A 20,037-nucleotide genomic window follows, 5' to 3' on the forward strand; every position below is an offset into this window, starting at 1 on the left:
CAAATCCACCGCCGAGGTTTTAATCTTATCTTAAAACTTGCATACGGGAGGTTAAAGCGGCTCTAACCAGCCCCACTTATCCTGGGTCTCACCATTAAACAGGCCAAAGAAGCTCGCCTGCAAGGCCTGGGTTACCGGGCCGCGGCCACCGGCGCCCACCTCGATACGATCGACGCTGCGCACCGGCACTATCTCAGCGGCGGTTCCTGTCATAAAGATCTCGTCTGCCAGATAGAGAAACTCGCGCGACATAGGCTCTTCGACTACCTCATAACCCAGGTCTCTCGCCAGGGTGATGATGGTATATCGGGTGATCCCCAGCAGAATGGCCGCTGTGGCTGGCGGGGTATAGAGCTTGTTCTTCTTCACCACAAACAGGTTGGCACCGGCGCCTTCGCTCACCAGGCCGTTGACATCCAGGGCGATCCCCTCATCGAAGCCGTTACGCTTGGCCTCGGTGGAGATCTGTAATGAGGAGAGATAGTTACCGCCCGCCTTGGCACCGGTAGGAATGGTATTCGGCGCCAAACGATTCCAGGAGGTCACGGCCACATCGACGCCGCGCTCCATGCTGCCCTCACCTAGGTAGGCGCCCCAAGGGAAGGCAGCCACCATAAGATCGCACTGCGCATCCTTAGGCGGGGTGATCCCCATGCCTACGTCGCCGAAAAACACCAGGGGACGAATGTAGGCCGCGTCGAGCTTGTTGCGCTTTACTATGTCGCGGCAGGCCTGCATGGTCTGCTCGAAACTATAGGGCACAGGCATGCGATAGATCTTGGCCGAGTCATACAGGCGCTGCACATGGTCGGTTAGGCGAAATCCCGCCGGTCCCTGTGGCGTGTCGTAGACGCGGATCCCCTCGAACACCGAGGTGCCGTAATGCAAGGCGTGCGACATCACGTGTACCTTGGCATCCCCCCAAGGCATGATCTCTCCATTAAACCAAATCAACTCTGCTGTTTTTGCGGCCATCTTCTCTCACCTATCTGTTTCGCGTCTTAGGCGCTTGCGTGTTGGGGGTATCTTGTCGCGGCGGGCTTGGCTGAAAGGACCTCGCACTCGGTGACATCGATCAATTTATTCAGCTGATGGCTCAGAAGCTCGAGCGCGCGCTCGCTCTCCACCACCATGCCGAGCCGGGTCGTACCATTGTCACCCAGGTGCATATCCATCTCGGTGACCTTAAATCCACGGTGGCGTGTGACTCGCAGGACACGTTCTACCACCTCGGGTTGCTGGGCTAGGGTTAAGGCTAGGTTATAGATCATGTCTGCTTCTCCATCTCATCCATCATGTCACGGTTACTGGCGCCGGGCGGCACCAAAGGCCAAACGTTGTGGGCTTCGTCGATTCTTACGTGCAGTAAGAAGGGCCCCTTTGCATCGAGCATCTCATCGAGCGCCGACTCCACCTCACCCGCCTGGGTGATGGTGCGCCCCGGGATGTCGAAGGCCGAGGCCATGGTGACAAAGTCCGGGTTGTCGGAAAGGTCTGTCTCGCTGAAACGTTCTTCGAAAAACAGCTGTTGCCACTGCTTCACCATCCCCAGTTTCTGGTTATCGATCAGCAGGATCTTGAGCGGGATCTGGCGTCGCTTGATGGTGGTCAGCTCCTGCACATTCATCATGAAAGAACCATCGCCTGAGACGGCCACCACACAGGCGTCGGGTCTGGCGACCTTGGCGCCGATCGCCGCCGGCAGACCAAACCCCATGGTGCCGAGACCTGCGCTGGAGAGGTGATCTTCGGGGCGTCTGAACCACATATGCTGAGCGACCCACATCTGATGCTGGCCCACGTCACAGGCCACCACGCTGTCCTCGGGCAACTTAGCCGCCAGACTGTTGAGCAGCTTAGGCGCGAAGATCAGCTCGCCGGGTCTGTCGTAGCTCCAGGCATGCTGGGCTTTCAATGTGGCAACCTCGGCCAGCCAAGGCGCTATCTCCAGCGGCTGCGCCAACGCAGGCAAGATCTCACGCAGATCCCCGGCGATGGCGACATCGGGGCGTCTAAGCTTACCCAGCTCGGCGATATCGATATCCAGGTGCACCACCTTGGCATGTTCGGCAAAGCTGGCCAGACGACCGGTAACCCTGTCGTCAAAACGGGCACCGACCACCAGCAGTAGATCGCACTCCTGCACCGCCAGGTTGGCCGCCTTACCGCCGTGCATGCCCAGCATGCCCAGATAGCCAGGATGGTCATGGGCTATGCTGCCCAGCCCCTTGAGGGTCGCCACCGAAGGCATGCCTGTCTTGTCGATAAAGCCTCTCAGTTGCTCGACCGCACCCGCCATGCCCACGCCGCCGCCCACGTAAAGCATGGGGCGCTGTGCCTGGGCAATCAGCGCTCTGGCGGCATCAAGTTGACTGGATTCAACTTCGGGTTCTGGCTGTATCGCCTGGAGTGGCGCCTTGTAGTCCAGTAGGGCGATCTGGATATCTTTAGGAATGTCCACCAGCACAGGGCCTGGGCGGCCAGAAGCGGCGATTTCGAAGGCACGGTACAGGGTAGGCACTAACTCCTCGACATCAGTCACCATGAAGCTGTGCTTGGTACAGGAAAGCGACATGCCCAGCACGTCGATCTCCTGAAACGCATCTGTGCCGATAACGGCGGTAGAGACCTGACCCGTGATGGCCACCAAAGGCACGGAATCGAGCAGGGCATCGGCCAGGGCGGTCACCAGGTTTGTGGCACCTGGGCCCGAGGTGGCGAAACAGACTCCCGTCTTACCGCTGGCTCTGGCATAGCCCACTGCGGCGAAGGCGGCGCCTTGTTCATGACGACTGAGCAGATGTTCAACCGGCGCGCCAACCAAGGCATCGTAGATGGGCATAATCGCCCCGCCTGGATAGCCAAATACCGTGGTCACGCCGTGCGCGGCCAATGCCTTGATGACGGCGTCTGCGCCTCTGATCTTCTGCCCTTGTTCCATCTGCCCTATCCTGCGTATTTAAGTGTTTTTCTGGGTTAAGCAAGTCATGAGTGCTAAAAACAAAAAACCCCCGGTCCTTTCGGAGCGGGGGTTCTTGTTGCAATCTTGACCTGATTAGGTGTGTCGACGCGCCATGCGATGCCCCCGCTGTGATTGAATAATCACTACGGTAATAATCTCAATAATGAGGAGGGCAGCTTGGTTAAACATGGTGTATCTGTATTTCCTAATCTCTGTTTGCTTAAATTCTGTATCTCGGCCGACTCAATTTAGCCGACCTTTTAATCAATACCACAAAGCCAACGAATAACACAACCAAAACCTGCGACTATCTGTAAAAAGCCTGGTCACAGGCGTCTTGGGCAGCGCTAGCAAGCCAATCAAGACCAGATATTTCCCTACTCATGTGACTCTCGGGTTTGACTCTTGGGCCGGCCCAAATTCGACAAATCGAAACAGAGAGGACTCGGCCCAACCACTAAAAATCCGTGGGTTAATGCATTGATAATTAAGCTTCTTCTACGATGCGCTTCATCTCGGTCATGTAACCGCGAAGCTCGGCGCCTATGTACTCAACCGCGGTGTGACGGATTGCATCGTTCACCTCGATCAGACGTAGGTTATCGACGCCGTTGCCACTGTCTTTCAGGCCCCCGCCCAGGTACTCGGGAGACATCTGATTCACATAATCACGCAGCAATGGCACGGCGGCGTGGTTAAACAGGTAGCAGCCATATTCAGCGGTATCTGAGATCACCACGTTCATCTCATACAGACGCTTACGAGCGATGGTGTTGGCGATCAGTGGTGTCTCGTGCAGCGATTCATAATAGGCCGACTCTTCGACGATACCGGCCGATACCATGGTATCGAAGGCCAGTTCAACACCCGCCTTGATCATGGCGACCAGGAAGATCCCCTTATCGAAGTAGGTCTGCTCGTCGATCGCCTCATCACATGCTGGGGCATTCTCGAAGCCAGTTTCGTTGGTCTCGGCGCGCCATTTCAGCAAGTTGGCATCGTCGTTCGCCCAATCTTCCATCATGGTCTTAGAAAACTCACCGCTGATGATGTCGTCCATGTGCTTCTCAAACAGTGGCTGCAGAATCGCTTTGAGCTCCTCGGCCATCTCGAATGCCTTGATCTTGGCAGGGTTAGATAGGCGATCCATCATGTGAGTGATACCACCATGCTTAAGCGCTTCGGTCGTGGTCTCCCAACCTTGCTGGATAAGCTTGGCGGCGTAGCCTGGCTCAATACCGTCGGCCACCATCTTCTCATAGCCCAGGATGGCACCGGTTTGCAGCATGCCACACAAGATGGTCTGCTCACCCATTAAGTCTGACTTCACCTCGGCAATGAAAGAGGAGTGCAGCACGCCGGCGCGATCGCCGCCGGTAGCACTGGCATAGGCCTTGGCCACTTCCAGGCCATCGCCCTTAGGATCGTTCTCTGGGTGGACGGCGATCAGGGTTGGTACACCGAAACCACGCTTGTATTCTTCGCGCACCTCGGTACCCGGACATTTAGGCGCCACCATGATGACAGTAATGTCGGGACGCACCTGCATGCCCTCTTCCACTATGTTGAAGCCGTGAGAGTAAGAGAGTACCGCGCCCTGCTTCATCAACGGCATCACGGCATTCACGGCATCCGTATGCTGCTTGTCTGGGGTCAGGTTAAGCACCAGATCCGCCTCCGGGATCAGCTCTTCGAAGGTACCCACGCGGAAACCGTTGCCGGTCGCTTTCTGGTAAGAGGCACGTTTCTCGGCAATCGCCTGCTCACGCAAAGCGAAGGAGATATTCAGGCCCGAATCGCGCATGTTGAGACCCTGGTTAAGGCCTTGGGCACCACAGCCCAGGATGACGATATTCCAGCCCTTGATATAGTCACAGCCTTGACTAAATTCGCTGCGGTCCATAAAACGACATTGGCCAAGTTGCTCTAATTGTTGGCGTAAATTCAAAGAGTTAAAGTAATTAGCCATCAGATTCCCTACCTTTAAAACGAAACCGTTGAATATGGGCTCAACCGCCTTGGCCAAGCTGTGATTGCAATCAACTATAGCCCATGTATTTCATTGCTTAAAATGATATATTCGAAATGTCACGTTGCATAAAATGCAATATTTAGCTCAACAACTAGACGATAAGACGAGGCGGGATCTTGGATATTCGTACCATCAAACTCTATCTGCACCTGAGCAACAGTCTCCACTTTGCCCGTACCGCGCAGCAGATGCATGTCAGCCCCTCCACCCTAAGCCGCGCCATGCAGCGCCTGGAAGAAGAGGTGGGCGCCAAGTTGTTCGAGCGCGATAATCGCAGCGTGACCCTCACCAATGCCGGCATCGAGTATCGCCACTTTGCCGAGCAGACGTTAGATAACTGGAGCAAGCTCAAACACAGGCTGGATCCCAAACAAGATCTGCTGCGCGGCCGCCTCAACATCTACTGCTCGGTCACCGCCGCCTACAGTCACCTGCCGGCACTGCTGGATCGCTTTCGCAACGAACATCCCATGGTGGAGATCGCGCTGACCACGGGAGACGCCGCCAACGCAGTGGAGATGGTGCGGCAAAACCGCGCCGACATCAGTATCGCCGCCAAGCCCGAATCTCTGCCGGAATCCTTGCATTTCATCAAGATAGATAATGTGCCGCTGGTGATCATCGCCCCCACCTTCAAGTGCGCCGTGCAGGAGCTGCTGACCGAGCCCTACATCCCCTGGGATCGACTGCCTTTCATCCTGCCGGAACACGGCCCGGGACGGCTGAGAATCGAGAACTGGTTCAAGCAACTGGGGCTCAATGCCAATGTCTATGCTCAGGTTTCCGGGCAGGAGGCGATCGCCTCCATGGTGGCACTGGGCTGTGGGGTAAGCATTACCCCTGAGGTGGTGATTCAAAACAGCCCGGTGAAAGACAGAATCCAGCAGCTGGCCTCACCAGTGGCAATCCCCCCCTTTGAGCTTGGTTGTTGCAGCAAGAAGAGTCGCGAAGATGAGCCTGTAATTGCCGCCTTCGTGAAAGAACTCAATGAGGTCAAGTAGCAAAAAAGTGGCAGAGTGCAGACCTCTGCTATACTGATTTCATCGACTAATTATCAAGAGGTTAGCTATGGTGTCATGGAGACTCTGGGTCACCCGCTTATGCTGTGGCCTCGCCTTGTTATGCTCGGCACTTCCCGCCATGGCCACGGCCTCTATCACCATATGTGTCGAGAATACCGAATTCCCACCCTTCAACTATTTCGATCGCAACCAGAGCGTGGAGCCCCGCACCATAGGCTATGATATTGACCTACTCAAACTGGCCTTCGACCAGAGCGAGCTAAGCCACAAGGTGGTCGCCCTCCCCTGGAATCGCTGCCTGAAGGAGGTCAAACAGGGCACGGTCGATGCGGCGATGAGCGCCTCACTCAACGGTGAGCGACGCCGCGACTATCTGATCTCCACCCCCTACTATTTCCTCACACCCAGCTACTACTACCTAAAGACGGACTTCCCCAAGGGGGTACAGGTAAAGCATCTTGAGCAGCTCAACGACTATGGCAGCGTGTGCGGCATTAGAAACTTCAACTATGAAAACTTTGGTCTCAAGCCAGACTTTCACATGTTTCAAATCCGTAACCTGGCGCATCTTCCCGAGATGCTCACCAAGAAGCGCTGTCAGTTCTTTCTCGCCCGCAAAGAGACCCTCAGCGGCACCTTAGCCATCAATAAGATGGATGACTTTTACACCCAACTCACCGGTATATCTGTCCCCGATATCCAGCCTGAACCCTTCTATATGCTTATCTCTAAAAACTCACCTCACAAAGAGGCCATTAAGCAGTTGTTCGATACCAAGGTCGACAGGCTCAACAAGGAAGGTAAGTTACGCCCGCTGCTGGAACACCATCTACAGCTGCTAAGGCAGACTCGTTAATGTACTTTCGATGAGATAACGGCGGCGCTCGTCATGCTTGCAGCCAACTTAGCCTATACTTAAGACCGATATATCAGCCATATGACTCTCAAGCAGTTGGCGAGCCCGACGTAGCCTTTGTCCCAAAAGATGGCACGTCCATGCCATGGAATGACGCCTCAACGCCAATATGCAGTACAAGGGGAAGACATGACCGCCTTTGCCATTTTTATCGTACTGATCGGTTTGATGGGACTGCTCGCATCGCTCATTCCTACCTATCAGATCTGTCAGCTAAAACCGCCACAGAGCCAGGGCTGGTATCTATTGCTGTGCATGATAGGTCTGTTTATTTTCGGCTATCTGGGTTTCCTCTGGATGCTGCTCAATCGCGAGACCGGCCCCCTGGAAACCGTCGTCTCCGTAGTGTTTTCCGCCGGCGGCGCCTTCGTCTGGTTGGTCGTAAAGATGAGCAAGAAGACCATAGTCAAACTGCAAGACACACTGGAGGATAAACATTACCAGGCCTATCACGACTCCTTGACCGATCTCCCCAATCGCCACATGCTGTATGAAACCATGGAGCGCCTGATCAGAGAAAATGGCTCATCCTTTACCTTTATCATGATGGATCTCAATGATTTCAAGATGATCAACGACAATCTGGGTCATGATGCCGGTGACAAGGTGCTGGAGATCATCGCCTATCGCATCGAGCGTATCATGCCCCCTCAGGCCTTACCCGCGCGATTGGGAGGAGATGAATTTGCCGTGATCCTCCCCAAGAGCGAACTCGGCCAGGCGCAACGTCTGGCAGCACAGATCCAGAAGGCAGTGATTGAAGATATTCACTGCGAGGGCCACCTGCTGGCCGTCGGCATCAGCATAGGCATGGCACTCTATCCCCAAGATGGCGACGACAGGAAGACCCTGATGAAGCATGCCGATATTGCCATGTATCGCAGCAAACAAAATAACAGCGACTATGAGACCTTCTCTCAGGTGATCGACACGCCTCCGCCTCTGGGGCAATTCAGCCCCTAAACTCGAGTAATTCGCCCCTAAACGAGAGCATTTAAAGCTCTACGCCCGTGGTCAATGGCAACGTAGCCTCGACGGGGATGCGCGTCACCAGTAACTGGTCCACCTTATAGGCATCGATATCGACCACCTCAAACTTATACCCACCAAAATTGACAAAGTCGGTGCGCTTGGGGATCTTGCGTAACATAAACATCATGAAGCCGGCGATGGTTTCGTAATTCTGACTCTGGGGAAAGGCCTCGATACCGAAGGCGCGCATCACATCGGTAATGGGTGTCACGCCATCCACCAACCAGGAATCTTTATCCCGGGCGATGATCTGCTCCTCGCTCTCATGGAGTGACCAGGCCCCCATCACGGCGCTCTGCAAGTCGTTGGTCGTCACTATGCCGACCACTAGGGCATACTCGTTCATCACCACGGCAAAATCGGCCCTGTGATTCTTAAAATATTCCATCGATTCCGACAGGCTAAGGCTATCAGGAATGATCAGGCAGTTATGCACCAATGAGCTGTCCTTGAGGGTGATGCTCTGACCATTTATCACCCGAATCAACAGTTCTTTGGCATCCACGACTCCCTTAATAGTGTCCAGCTGGCCGTCGCACACTAGGAACTTAGTATGGGGATCTTCGGCGATCTTGCGCTTAATCACCTCTTCATCATCCTGCAGCAGGAAATAGACCAGGCTCTCGCGAGCCGTCATGGCAGCCGTTACCGGCACGGTCTGCATCTCGAACACATTCTCGATCATCTGCTGCTCATCCTTATCCAGCACACCGGCTTCGGCGCCGGCATCCATCACCGCATAGATATCGTCTGAGGTTACCTGGTCGTTGCGCGCCGTGGGGATCTGCAGCAGGCGAAAGATGGCATTAGCCAGGCCGTTGAAAATCCATACCAGCGGCGTCAGCAGGCGGATGCAGAAGGTCATGGGCCCCACCAGCACCAGAGCCACCCGCTCAGGCATCGCCATGGCCACTCGCTTGGGCATCAGGTCGGCGATCAGGATAAACAGGCTGGTGACTATGATGAAAGACAAGATGAAGCTCAGCTGGCTAAGCCAGGGATCGGCCAGCCAGGAGTGCAGACCCGCCTTAATGTAGGGGGTGAAGGCCGACTCACCGACGATCCCCCCCATGATAGCGACCGCGTTCAGCCCTATCTGTACCACGGTAAAGAAACTGCCGGGGTGAGCCTGCAGATGCAACACCCTTTCCGCACGCAGGTCTCCCTCGTCGGCCAACTGACGCAGGCGGATCTTACGCGCCGCAGCCAAGGCGATCTCCGACATGGAAAAGAAACAACTCGTGCCGATTAACAACAAAATAATCAAGATGTTATCTAGTAGACTCATTTTAAACCTAACCTAAACCTCATACGGGCCAGCGACGGCCAGGAACTCTCCCTGTCAGGGGATAAAGTGACATTAACCCTAAATGATGTAAGCCGTGTGAAGACGCCGACAATTATAGTGATCTACGCCTTCAGAAGACGTGATTGAGATTCCACCTCAGGATGCAAGTTTGCGGGAAAGTCGCCGCGACAGAATGCGGCTGAAAACATGGAGCACCTTTTATCAGAAATTGGCCAATAGGCAACTAAATTTTGTACAGACAGTCCAAATAATTCATTGCTGCTACACTTATTTAAAAAAGGTTTAATAACAAAAACAAAAGGATTTGTTTATGGCCATTGCCTGCGTCACCACGCGCGCCAGCCTGGGCGTGGCAGCTCCCGAAGTCACAGTCGAAGTACATCTCAGCAATGGCTTACCCGCCTTCAACTTGGTGGGGCTACCTGAAACCTCGGTCAAGGAAGCCAAAGAGCGTGTGCGCAGCGCCCTGATCAACGCGGGATTCGAGTTCCCACAACGCAGGATAACGGTCAATCTCGCGCCAGCCGATCTGCCCAAGCAGGGTGGCCGCTACGACCTCCCCATCGCCATCGGCATACTGGCGGCCTCCAAACAGATACCCGATACCCACTTAAGTGATCATGAGTTCATCGGCGAGCTGGCTCTCTCCGGACAAATAAGGCCCTGCACCGGCATATTGCCGGTGATCATAGATGCCCGTAAACAGGATAAGGCCTTAGTCCTGCCCCTGGAAAATCGCGCCGACGCCGAACTGGTGGGCTACCGTAAATGTTTCTTCGCCGCCCACCTACAAGCTTTAGCCCAATACCTGCACGGACAAGCCTCCCTGCCAGGACTGACACAAGATCTAGAGTGGCTCGATAGCCAGACAAACACGGACCACAAGTGCCTCAGCGATGTGATCGGCCAGTATCAGGCGAAGCGCGCGCTGGAGATCGCCGCAGCCGGCAATCACAACCTGTTGTTTCTCGGCCCTCCAGGCACGGGCAAGACCATGCTCGCCAGCCGCATGATGCAGCTGCTACCACCACTGGACTATGATGAGGCGTTAGAGGTCGCCGCCATTCACTCGGTGGCGGGGATCAGCATTCCCATGCAGGCCTTCTATCAACGTCCCTTTCGCAGCCCTCACCACACCAGCTCGGCCATCTCACTGGTGGGCGGCGGCAGCCACCCCAAGCCAGGCGAGATCTCCCTGGCCCATCGCGGCGTGCTCTTCCTCGATGAGGTCGCCGAGTTTCCCCGCAAGGTGCTCGATTGCCTGCGAGAGCCGATGGAGACAGGCGAGGTAGTGATCTCCCGCGCCGCCGCCAAGCTCACCTTTGCCAGCCGCTTTCAGTTGATCGCCGCCATGAACCCCAGCCCCTGCGGCGACAGCGCCAACGCCAGGGCTACCCCGGATCAGATCCAGCGCTATCTCGCCAGACTCTCGGGGCCCTTCATCGATCGCTTCGATCTCACCATAGAGGTCCCCCGGCTGCCCCAAGGCACACTCACCAGCAGTCAGCGTGGTGAAACCAGCCGAGATGTTGCTCAGCGAGTGCATCAGGCCAGGGAGCGCCAGCTGAGCCGCGCCGGAGTACTCAACGCCGAGCTGAGCGGCAAACTGCTCACGCAAACCGCAGGCTTCAGCCAGAAAGATCTCGAGTTTCTCGAGCAGAGCGTTAACCAGCTCGGGCTCTCGGTGCGCAGCTATCACAGGCTGCAGAGGGTTGCCCGCACCATAGCCGATCTTGAGCAGAGCAAAGATGTTGCACGCCACCACATCGCCCAAGCACTTGGCTATCGCGCTATGGATCGTCTGCTCAATAGCCTGAAAACGCCTTACTGAGACCAGTTATACCCTTACCTAAAACAGGGTTATCTTGGCAAGATGAACAGGATAAGATTGAGCTAATGGGCTCAGGCGAGTAACATAGGTCTCCGAATTTTTTATGGGGGCTTTAATGGGCGCGGTGTTATCACTAATAAGAGGCAGCTTGGCATTTAGCTGTTATGTCATCAACACCCTTTTTTGGGTAATACCTATCTTATTGGTAAGTATAATAAAACTTATCCCTATCACGCCGCTACGTACCCTGTGTAGCTACCTGTTGGATCACTGCGCGACCGCCTGGATCAGCGTCAACACCTTAATCGAACGTCTGTTCCACCGAGTGGATGTTCAGATTGAAGGCGACAGCAATCTCTCCCCCAAGGAGTGGTACATGGTGATCGCCAACCACCAATCCTGGGTAGATATCTTGGTCCTGCAACGTATCTTCAACCATAAGATCCCTTTCCTGAAATTCTTCCTGAAGCAGGAGCTGCTCTACGTGCCAGTGCTGGGCCTCGCCTGGTGGGCGCTAGACTTCCCATTCATGCGCCGATACTCAAGCGCGCAACTGCGCAAGAATCCAAAGCTCAGGGGCAAAGATATCGAGATCACCCGTAAGGCCTGCGCCAAGTTTAAGACTAAGCCGGTCAGTGTGATGAACTTTGTCGAGGGCACCCGCTTTAGACCCGAGAAACATCAAAAGCAAAACTCAGAATTTAACCACCTGCTCAAGCCGAAGGCGGGTGGTATGGCTTTCGCCCTGTCGGCAATGGGTGAGCAGATCCATAAACTAGTCGATGTCACCATCTATTATCCAGGCAACACACCCAGCTACTGGGACTATATCTGCGGCCGGGTCAAACAGGTCAGGGTCCACATCAAGGTCAGCGAAATCGCTCCCGAGATGCGTGGCGACTACCTCAATGATCGCGCCTACAAGATCAGTTTTCAGGAACAACTCAATCGTATCTGGCAAGAAAAGGACGCCATGTTAACGAAAATGGCGCAGCAATAACCGCAGATAAGGTGCTTTAGAAAGATGCTAAATTTTTTACCCGGACCCCTCCTGTTTGCGCTTAGCCTGACCTTGTTGATCATCAACACTGTGTTATGGAGTACTTTGATCTGCATTGGCGGCATAATTAAACTCCTGCTACCGATCACACTGCTGCGCACCGGGATCACTCACTTGATGAATCGCTGCATGTGGAGCTGGGCCAGCCTCAATGGCGGCATTCTGTTTTTGATCGCCAAGATAGAGTGGGATATCGAAGGGCTAGAAGGACTGAAGAAAGATGGCTGGTACCTGCTGATCAGCAATCATCTCAGTGGGTTCGACATCGCCGCCCTCACCTATGTGCTGCGTAACAACATCCCTATGCTCAAGTTCTTCCTGAAGAAAGAGCTGCTCTATGTGCCTTTCCTTGGCCTCGGTTGCTGGGCATTGGACATGCCTTTCATGAATCGCACCAGCGCCAAGCAGCTGCGTAAAAACCCTAAACTCAAGGGCAAAGACTTAGAGACCACCCGCCGCTCCTGTGAAAAGTTTAGGACCATTCCTACCTCTATCATCAACTATGTGGAAGGTAGTCGCTTCACCCCGGAGAAGAAGGCTCGTCAGCGCTCTCCATACCGCTATCTGCTGCGCCCAAAGGCAGGCGGCATCGCCTTTACCATCTCGGCCATGGGCGAGCAGTTTACCAGCCTGCTTAACGTCACCCTGGTCTATCCAGACTCGGCCGACAACACGCTATCCGAGGTGATGCACGGCAAGGTGAAAAGTATCGTGGTGCGCATCGAATCTATGCCGGTACCCGAGGTCGACGACCAGAGATACTTCAACGACGCCGAGTGTCGTGCTCAGTTCCAGCGTTGGCTCAATGGCGTCTGGCAACAAAAAGATGAGCAGATTCATCAGATCTTGACCCGCTATAACTCAGATCAGCTGATCACCGAAGAGACCCCATCTCTGGCAGAGAGTCGCTAATTTTATTGGATTCGTCGCCTTTTCGGGCGGCGAACACCCAAGGTTGTCTACAATACCACCCCAGCAAAGCCGTAAGCTATCCATAAAATGACGATTTCAAGGCTAAATGCCTGCGTTAGACTTAAGTTTTACCGACAGATTGTTGACAATCCAAACCATCCGCACTAACTTCATTACTCCTCTTATCCCTTAATGAGCAAGCCGATGGCGTTAGACGCATTAAACACCATAGACACTGAGACGCCGGCACTCACCCTGGCGGATAAGGCATTGCAGGCGATCCAAACCAGTATCATTAAGGGAGAACTCGCCCCCGGCAGTAAGATCAACGAGCAGATGCTCGCCCAGCGATACGGCATCAGTCGCGGCCCCACACGGGAAGCCCTGTTGACCCTGGAGCGTCGCCGCCTCATCGTCAGAATTCCCCATGTCGGCGCCCGCGTCGCTCAGCTGTCGATAGATGAGCTGGGCGATCTCTATCGTCTGCGCAGCGTGTTAGAAGGCATGGCCTGCGAACTGGCCGCGAAGCATATAAGTCCCACAGCGCTGATGCAGCTACAACGTCTGATGGATAGTCAGGAAGAATCGCTAGCCAAGGGCGATACCTATTTTCAGCAAGATGGCGATGTGGATTTTCACTACCGCATCATACGCGCGAGCGGTAGCAAGCATCTGCAGGAAACCCTCATCGGCAACCTCTATCATCTGCTGCGCATGTATCGCTATCAATGCACCAGCGAGACCAGACCGACCAAGGCGATTGCCGAACACAGACGCATTGTCGAAGCCATTGCCGCTGGTGATGGCGAACTGGCTAGCCTGCTGATGCGCCGTCACATAGAGCAGGGCCGAATCAACACAGAGAAACGACTTAAGGCGCTACAGGCAGAGTAGCAGCAACCTGGTTCATGCCAGCGAACACTCGTTGGCATCGACTCGAAAAGGCCTTGCCCCTCCCTTCCGGCAAGGCCTTTTCTCTATATTAAGCAAGAGTCACTCATCTTTAACGCCAAATTATTGTAAATGTCACAAAACTGACTACAACTTTTAAGTGAATGCTAATATACTTGACCGCCTAAATGAGCAAGATACATGCATAAAAACGCATTAACGGAGAGTAGTTGCTGTGAACCCACTCGATGTTGTCGCCAGACACAAACTATCATCGCTATTTCGCTTGGCAGCGTTACTCGCATTACCGCTATTTGTCTCCGCCTGCCAGAGTAATGCTATTACCCAAACTCCAAGAGACTATCTGGAAGTCACCCCGACTCAGCTAAGCAAGTATTGGGTCATACAAGACAGTACCCTGAATTGGAAAGGTTTGGTAGAACAAAAACAGAAGCTCAACATCAGCTTTGGCATCAATGGGTCAGGGCAGCTAGTGGATCTTGAACTCGACGACTTGACCCTCTCACCCGAACAGAAACAAGCACTGCTCGCCAGATTTAGCCAGCAGAGATTTAACGCCACGGTCTACAACAAGACGGCCCAGCCGGTGCGGGTCTCTGCAACCGTAACATTCGATTAAAAAAGGCGCCTCCTGGGCGCCTTTTCTTTTCATGGGTATAGCTATCAAGGGCATAGCTAGGAGTTAAGGCGCAACGCGCTCAACCTTTTGCATCCAGCCTTCTGGGCCCTGACGCTTGCCCTTCTGAATATCCGTCAACACCTGATAGATGCGGCGGGTATGCACACCCACCTCACCATCGCCGACCGTTACAACCCTATGGTCTTCGAAGATATAGGAGCCTACAGGCGACACCACGGCGGCAGTACCGAAGCCACCGGCCTCGACGATCTCACCGGACTCGATATCGGCAATAAACTTATCCAGCATCACTGTCTCTTGACGCACCTCGCAGCCGAGGGCCTCCCCAAGCTCCATGATGGATTGCGAGGTAATAGACTTCAAAATGGTATCGGTAAATTTAGGTATGATGATGGTACCATCTTTTAGCACATGGAAGTGGTTCATCGCGCCCACCTCTTCGATCTGCTTGTTGTTGGCATCGAGATACAACACCTGGGCCGCGCCATATTCTGCCGCCGCCTTGCCCGCTCTGAGCGAGGCTGCATAGTTGCCCGCCGCCTTAGAGGCGCCCGTACCCCCCGATACCGCGCGGTGGAAACGTTCGGTGATCAACAGACGAATCGCCTTATCGAAACCATCTGCATAGTAGGCGCCGCTTGGGCTCAGCATGACACAGAAGGTGTACTGCTGGCTCGGGCTCACAGAGAGTCTGTCTTCGGTCGCAAATACGAAGGGACGAATATAGAGACAGGCCCCATCCTGCATCGGAAACCAGAGCCTATCGACATCGATCAATGCATTGATCCCCGCCAGCTGCATCGCCTCGGGTATGGGCGGAATACAGATCACCTCGCCGCTCAGGTTGAGACGCTCGGCATTCTTATTTAAACGGAAGGTATAGATCTCGCCATCGTCATGCATGAAGGCCTTAGCCCCCTCAAAGATGGATTGACCATAGTGCAGAGCCATGGCACCCGGTGCCATCTCGAATGGTCCGTAAGGAACGATTCTCGGATCCCGCCACTCCCCATCGCGGTAATCCATCAAAAACATATGGTCAGTTCTAAGATTACCGAAGCCCACATTGGCTTCAGGCTTAAACTGCTGTGTTCGGCGTTCAGACGCAGGTTTTAAATTATAATTTATTTGCATTGCATACCACCTTGAATACTGATCTAGCAGACTATGGACGCCCTGCTTTAAAGTCAAGCTCAATGGGGCCTGCCATCAAACTCTTCATTAAAGTGGGAGTACAGATATATAGACAGCTAATCCACCCAAAGCGTTACATCACTTGCTATTCAATTTCACTGCAATGGTGACGTTTGCCTATCTCTGCACAAGTATTACAGGAACGCACCTTACCTTCCCCCTTATCTAGAAAGGCGCTGATCTTCTGCGTCATCTCCTGCATCATCTCTTTGGTGATAGGTTTCTGCCAGCGGTATCGATTCATCAGTCGACTGATATGGCGATAACCAGTCTCATCATCGGGAGTAAAGTAATATTCATCCATCAGTTTACTCTCGTATGAAGAGGTCGCTCCTGCCAGAAAGAAATATAGCGATTGCACCAGTTCCTTAACTTCTGCCTCCGTTGCATCCAACTCTCCCACGCTGACCGCATGATCAATAGGCTGACGAATACAGCTCCAAAATAAGTTAACTCTATTTCGCAGAACATCAATTTTTTCTGAGCTTGCCAACTGCCAGAACATACTGTTAATTGAGACAACACGCAATATATTAAATATCGGACTTCTTTTAACCACCTCAAAGGTAAATAAAATTGGCAAGACGGCAAGCTGATGAATATTAAGCTGCGGATTTTCCTTAATAAATACAGGAATTCGAGTAGATGTAGTATTTCTTAAGAAAAGACAAACTAATACATCTTCTTTTGATTCAAAATATTTATAAAGCGTATTGGTTGAACAACCAGCTTGCTTTGCGATCTGAGCAAAGCGAAAAGAAACAACACCCTGATTATCAATTAATTTTTCCGCCTCATCTAGCAGTTGGTTGCATCGCAACGCCTCACAACTATCTTTGGGACAGCGCATATAATCACCATTTAACACTCAACTATTAATCTATTTTATGGCGCTCATACTATTAATATACTTAAAAGAAACATTTTCTTAATCAGCATCACATAAAACTTTCTCCCCCCTAATAAAGTGTGATTTGGCGCATAATTGAAAAGCAACTTAAAAATTATTGTTACCCCAAGTTAATCGGAGGTAACACATGCAAACAAGACGTTCATTTTTAAAACTAGGAGCTGGCGCCGCGGCGGCTGGCGCGCTAGTTCCCTTCAGCTCAAATGCAAGCCCATCAAACATAAAGTGGCATGAAGAGCACGAAATCATCATCGTCGGTTCAGGCTTTGCAGGCCTAGCAGCAGCGGTTGAAGCGGGAAAACTCGGTGCCAAAGATGTTGTCGTATTCGAAAAGCTCGGCGTATACGGTGGTAACAGCACCCTAAATGCCGGTCAAGCCTGCTTTGCCAACACAGATCTACAGAAAAAGCTCGGTATCGAAGATAGCGCCGAGCTCATGGTGCAAGACCAGCTGAAATCGGGACGCGGCTACGCCAGTGAAGAACTGTTACGCCACAGTGCCGAGTTAGGCCCCTACATCTACCAACTCACCAAAGATTGTGGGTGTGTCTACCGCGACCACATCATCAATACCGGCGGTACCAGCGCCACGCGTAGCCACCAAGTCGTCGAACGCAGCGGTTCCGGGTTCATTCGCCCTATGCTTAAAACGGCGCGCAGTTACGGTGTCAAAACCAAGATTCGTCACAAGTTTGAAGGCCTAATCACAGCTGCCGACGGCAAAGTATTGGGTATCAAAGTGCGTCGAGGCTATCACTTCGGTCACGAAGGCTCAGGCGAACTGATCAATGTTCGCGCCTCCAAGGGGGTACTGATTGCAACGGGCGGCTTTGGTGCCAACGTCAGTTTCCGTCAGGCATTAGATCCTAACTTGGGTCCAGAAGTCGGTTGTACTAACGCACGTGGCGCTACCGGCGACGGCCTTATCGCCATGCTTGCCGAAGGTGCCATGCCTGTTCACCTCAGCTTTATTCAATCTGGCCCATGGGCTTCTCCCGATGAAGGCGGATTTGGCTATGGTGCAGGTTTCTCACTCTACAACTTCCCACATTCTATCGCGGTCGATCGCTCTACAGGCCAACGTTTCATGAATGAAACTGCCGATCGCAAGACACGAGCAGACCTCGAAGTACAGCGCCGTGATAAAGATGGCAAGCCTAACCCAGCCCTGCTAATTGCGCCCAAGCATGAGGCTCAAAAAGATCCCTCAATGGAGAATGTGCTGCGCTATAACGTCGCCTGGGAGTTCGACAGCGTCGAAGCAATCGCCAAGCACTTCGATGTACCACTCAAGCCGCTGAAAAAACAGATTGATGATTGGAACACCTATGTCAAAGCGGGCGAAGACCCACAATTTGGCAAACGAATGAACATGAGCACAGGGATTTACCTCAAGGCACCTTTTATCGTGCAACGCCTATGGCCAAAGGTCCACTACTGCCAAGGTGGTATCCAAATCAACACAAAAGCCGAAGTGATTGCCGCCAAAACTGGCGAGAAAATCCCAGGCCTCTATGCCGCTGGCGAAGTGTCAGGTGGGATTCACGGCGTCAGCCGCTTAGGAGGCTGCTCCACACCAGAGTGTATGGCATTCGGCGTAACCGCAGCACGTTCAATCATGAAGGCTTAAGGATTAAACATGAACAAGATCAACGTACTACTTATGCTGGCACTAACTAGCTGTATCGCCCTGTCGGCTCAAGCAAGAGATAAGCGCGACTACCATGACATGGTTTATGACTCAGGCTGTAAGACCTGTCATGACCAAGGCACCAAGCGCTTTCCATCAGATGATGCCTGCCTACAGTGTCACGACATGGGCGAGCTGGCACAGCAGACCAAACGCGAGGGCCATGACGCCAAACAGAATCCTCACGACAGCATGCACTATGGCCAAGAAGCGCCTTGCATGGAATGTCACGGAGAGCACACACCAAAGCAAGCAATCTGTATGGATTGTCACAACTTTGATTACCCAAAATTTAAACACTAAAAAGGCGAATAATCGCCAAAGGAAATGATGATGAAAAAACTACTAATCACCTCTGCAATACTGATGACAGGCTGCGCCGTTGCTGCCGATAAACCAGCCGATAAGCCTTGGCACAACGAAAAGCCAACGCTTTCGACCATTAATGCTCCGACTAAGACCATGCCTATGGTTTGTAAGCAGGAGCAGGCAATGGCTTACCTCAAAGAGCTGCAAAGTGGCGAAAAAGATATCTTCTCAGTCAAGTCAAACGACCATGGTGGTAAGGGGGCGAATGACTCAGGCTGGCTAACCTGGACAATTGCCGATCCCGATACGCTTATTCCATGTCCTGAAGGCGGCGCCAGTGCAACTGAAGTGGGTATGTGCTGGAAAGAGCTTAACGACGAACCTACTGTTATTGGCTTAGTTCGCGTCGCACCGGGTACGGCCATTCCTCACTACCACAGAGAAATGGAATGTTACTACAATCTTAGCGGTGAAGGCCTAACCTGGGCGCAAGAAAGAATGCAGCCATTCCAACCTGGTGACTACATCGAAATCCCAAGTAAGGCGATGCACTACACACCAAACACCTATGATGATCAGGATCTGATCTACATGTACTGGTTCCCACTCGACGGCAAGTTCTCCACCTTTAAGTATCAATGGCCAAAAGATGTTGGCCCAGGTGAAACCCTGATGTTTGACTTCATCCCATATACCAACTCACACGCCGTCCGTTCAGGTAAAGGCGGCTATGGTTGGGATGTTATCCAGTCATCGAAAAAGTAACGCTTAGTCTTCATTAGGCCAGAGTAAGGGGCCGTTAAGAACGGCCCCTTAAATAACTATGAAAAAATACATTCTTATCTTTAGCTTACTGTTTAGCAGCAATATCTTTGCCGATGCACCACAGGCGATCCTTTGGAACAGCCTGGCACCCGGGCCGGCCAAACTCCCGGCTGAAGTCAACATTAATCAGGCGCTTAATGGCAAGCAGGTGGTTATTCCTGGTTTCGTTATTCCTCTGGATACTCTAGAGGGACAAACACGAGACTTTTTATTGTCGCCACGACAAGGTGCCTGTATCCACCGACCACCGCCAGGTCCAAACCAATTGATCCACGTAACATTTGAGCAGCCCATTGCCCTACCTGAGATAGAACAGCCCATCTATATCTCAGGCACTCTCGCAGTGCGCTCAGAAAAGAATGCCTTTGCACAAACGGGTTACTTCATTCAGGGCGATGAAGCCATTCCCTACCCAGTTAAAGTCGCCCCTTCGGCATCGAGCCACTCACACTGAGCTCGGCACCGCGCAGTAAACTCTATA

At 53.0% G+C, this 20,037-nt stretch carries 19 protein-coding genes; 12 read left to right on the forward strand and 7 right to left on the reverse strand.

The window, feature by feature from the left end; all coding sequences use genetic code 11:
* Positions 1-51: 51 nt before the first annotated feature.
* The 4 genes from L1D43_RS15795 to ilvC all read right to left on the reverse strand — a co-directional run bounded on the left by L1D43_RS15795 (position 52) and on the right by ilvC (position 4,931).
* The gene (locus L1D43_RS15795) at positions 52-975 is read right to left on the reverse strand and encodes a branched-chain amino acid transaminase (RefSeq protein WP_239853025.1); all 924 of its coding nucleotides are present in this window, start codon (positions 973-975) and stop codon (positions 52-54) included.
* 26 nt (positions 976-1,001) lie between these two features.
* On the reverse strand, positions 1,002-1,271 hold the full coding sequence (ilvM, locus tag L1D43_RS15800; protein ID WP_144203851.1) for an acetolactate synthase 2 small subunit: 270 nt from the start codon (positions 1,269-1,271) through the stop codon (positions 1,002-1,004).
* Positions 1,268-2,941 (reverse strand): acetolactate synthase 2 catalytic subunit, encoded by a 1,674-nt coding sequence (gene ilvG / locus L1D43_RS15805; RefSeq protein WP_239853026.1) that lies wholly within the window; start codon positions 2,939-2,941, stop codon positions 1,268-1,270. The genes ilvM and ilvG overlap by 4 nt, the downstream gene beginning before the upstream one ends.
* Positions 2,942-3,449: 508 nt before the next feature.
* The gene (gene ilvC, locus L1D43_RS15810; RefSeq protein WP_239853027.1) at positions 3,450-4,931 is read right to left on the reverse strand and encodes a ketol-acid reductoisomerase; all 1,482 of its coding nucleotides are present in this window, start codon (positions 4,929-4,931) and stop codon (positions 3,450-3,452) included.
* A 179-nt stretch (positions 4,932-5,110) separates the two neighbouring features.
* Here ilvC and ilvY point away from each other — a divergent pair, with 179 nt between their 5' ends.
* From ilvY to L1D43_RS15825, 3 genes are all read left to right on the forward strand, one after another.
* Positions 5,111-5,995, forward strand: coding sequence for an HTH-type transcriptional activator IlvY (gene ilvY / locus L1D43_RS15815; protein WP_239853028.1), 885 nt, complete (start codon positions 5,111-5,113; stop codon positions 5,993-5,995).
* 67 nt (positions 5,996-6,062) lie between these two features.
* Complete coding sequence (locus tag L1D43_RS15820; protein WP_239853029.1) at positions 6,063-6,872, forward strand: transporter substrate-binding domain-containing protein; 810 nt, start codon at positions 6,063-6,065, stop codon at positions 6,870-6,872.
* Between the two features lie 129 nt (positions 6,873-7,001).
* Entirely contained in the window at positions 7,002-7,895 is an 894-nt protein-coding gene (locus L1D43_RS15825) for a GGDEF domain-containing protein (RefSeq protein ID WP_239853030.1), read from the forward strand.
* Positions 7,896-7,926: 31 nt separating this feature from the next.
* On the opposite strand, the gene L1D43_RS15830 is transcribed toward L1D43_RS15825, so the two are convergent.
* Entirely contained in the window at positions 7,927-9,252 is a 1,326-nt protein-coding gene (locus L1D43_RS15830; protein WP_239853031.1) for a hemolysin family protein, read from the reverse strand.
* Positions 9,253-9,583: 331 nt separating this feature from the next.
* Between L1D43_RS15830 and L1D43_RS15835 the strand changes: the two genes are divergently transcribed.
* From L1D43_RS15835 to L1D43_RS15855, 5 genes are all read left to right on the forward strand, one after another.
* Positions 9,584-11,104, forward strand: a complete 1,521-nt coding sequence (locus tag L1D43_RS15835; RefSeq protein ID WP_239853032.1) for a YifB family Mg chelatase-like AAA ATPase — start codon at positions 9,584-9,586, stop codon at positions 11,102-11,104.
* Between the two features lie 115 nt (positions 11,105-11,219).
* Positions 11,220-12,104: an acyltransferase gene (locus L1D43_RS15840; protein WP_144203859.1), complete on the forward strand. Its 885-nt coding sequence runs from the start codon at positions 11,220-11,222 to the stop codon at positions 12,102-12,104.
* 24 nt (positions 12,105-12,128) lie between these two features.
* Positions 12,129-13,076 (forward strand): acyltransferase, encoded by a 948-nt coding sequence (locus L1D43_RS15845; protein WP_239853034.1) that lies wholly within the window; start codon positions 12,129-12,131, stop codon positions 13,074-13,076.
* 204 nt (positions 13,077-13,280) lie between these two features.
* Entirely contained in the window at positions 13,281-13,970 is a 690-nt protein-coding gene (locus L1D43_RS15850; protein WP_239853039.1) for a GntR family transcriptional regulator, read from the forward strand.
* A gap of 232 nt (positions 13,971-14,202) precedes the next feature.
* The gene (locus L1D43_RS15855; protein WP_239853041.1) at positions 14,203-14,607 is read left to right on the forward strand and encodes a hypothetical protein; all 405 of its coding nucleotides are present in this window, start codon (positions 14,203-14,205) and stop codon (positions 14,605-14,607) included.
* A gap of 63 nt (positions 14,608-14,670) precedes the next feature.
* Here L1D43_RS15855 and L1D43_RS15860 read toward each other — a convergent pair whose 3' ends face one another.
* Together L1D43_RS15860 and L1D43_RS15865 are read right to left on the reverse strand one after the other, a co-directional pair.
* Positions 14,671-15,762 (reverse strand): branched-chain amino acid aminotransferase, encoded by a 1,092-nt coding sequence (locus L1D43_RS15860; RefSeq protein ID WP_239853043.1) that lies wholly within the window; start codon positions 15,760-15,762, stop codon positions 14,671-14,673.
* A gap of 145 nt (positions 15,763-15,907) precedes the next feature.
* Positions 15,908-16,672 carry a TetR/AcrR family transcriptional regulator gene (locus L1D43_RS15865; protein WP_239853045.1) on the reverse strand — a complete coding sequence of 255 codons (765 nt, stop codon included), beginning with the start codon at positions 16,670-16,672 and terminating at the stop codon, positions 15,908-15,910.
* A 187-nt stretch (positions 16,673-16,859) separates the two neighbouring features.
* Between L1D43_RS15865 and L1D43_RS15870 the strand changes: the two genes are divergently transcribed.
* Genes L1D43_RS15870 through L1D43_RS15885 form a run of 4 tightly spaced genes read left to right on the forward strand, consistent with a single transcriptional unit; the run spans position 16,860 to position 20,010 of the window.
* A complete protein-coding gene (locus L1D43_RS15870) occupies positions 16,860-18,362 on the forward strand; it encodes a flavocytochrome c (RefSeq protein ID WP_239853063.1) in 1,503 nt (500 codons plus the stop codon).
* Between the two features lie 9 nt (positions 18,363-18,371).
* Positions 18,372-18,725 carry a cytochrome c3 family protein gene (locus tag L1D43_RS15875; RefSeq protein ID WP_239853065.1) on the forward strand — a complete coding sequence of 118 codons (354 nt, stop codon included), beginning with the start codon at positions 18,372-18,374 and terminating at the stop codon, positions 18,723-18,725.
* A gap of 30 nt (positions 18,726-18,755) precedes the next feature.
* A complete protein-coding gene (locus L1D43_RS15880) occupies positions 18,756-19,496 on the forward strand; it encodes a cupin domain-containing protein (RefSeq protein WP_239853067.1) in 741 nt (246 codons plus the stop codon).
* A gap of 58 nt (positions 19,497-19,554) precedes the next feature.
* Positions 19,555-20,010 carry a DUF3299 domain-containing protein gene (locus tag L1D43_RS15885; RefSeq protein WP_239853069.1) on the forward strand — a complete coding sequence of 152 codons (456 nt, stop codon included), beginning with the start codon at positions 19,555-19,557 and terminating at the stop codon, positions 20,008-20,010.
* Positions 20,011-20,037: the final 27 nt, after the last annotated feature.

Origin of the sequence: Shewanella sp. Isolate8 (assembly GCF_022398495.1) — a bacterium.
GTDB classification, from domain to species: Bacteria; Pseudomonadota; Gammaproteobacteria; order Enterobacterales; family Shewanellaceae; genus Shewanella; species Shewanella aquimarina.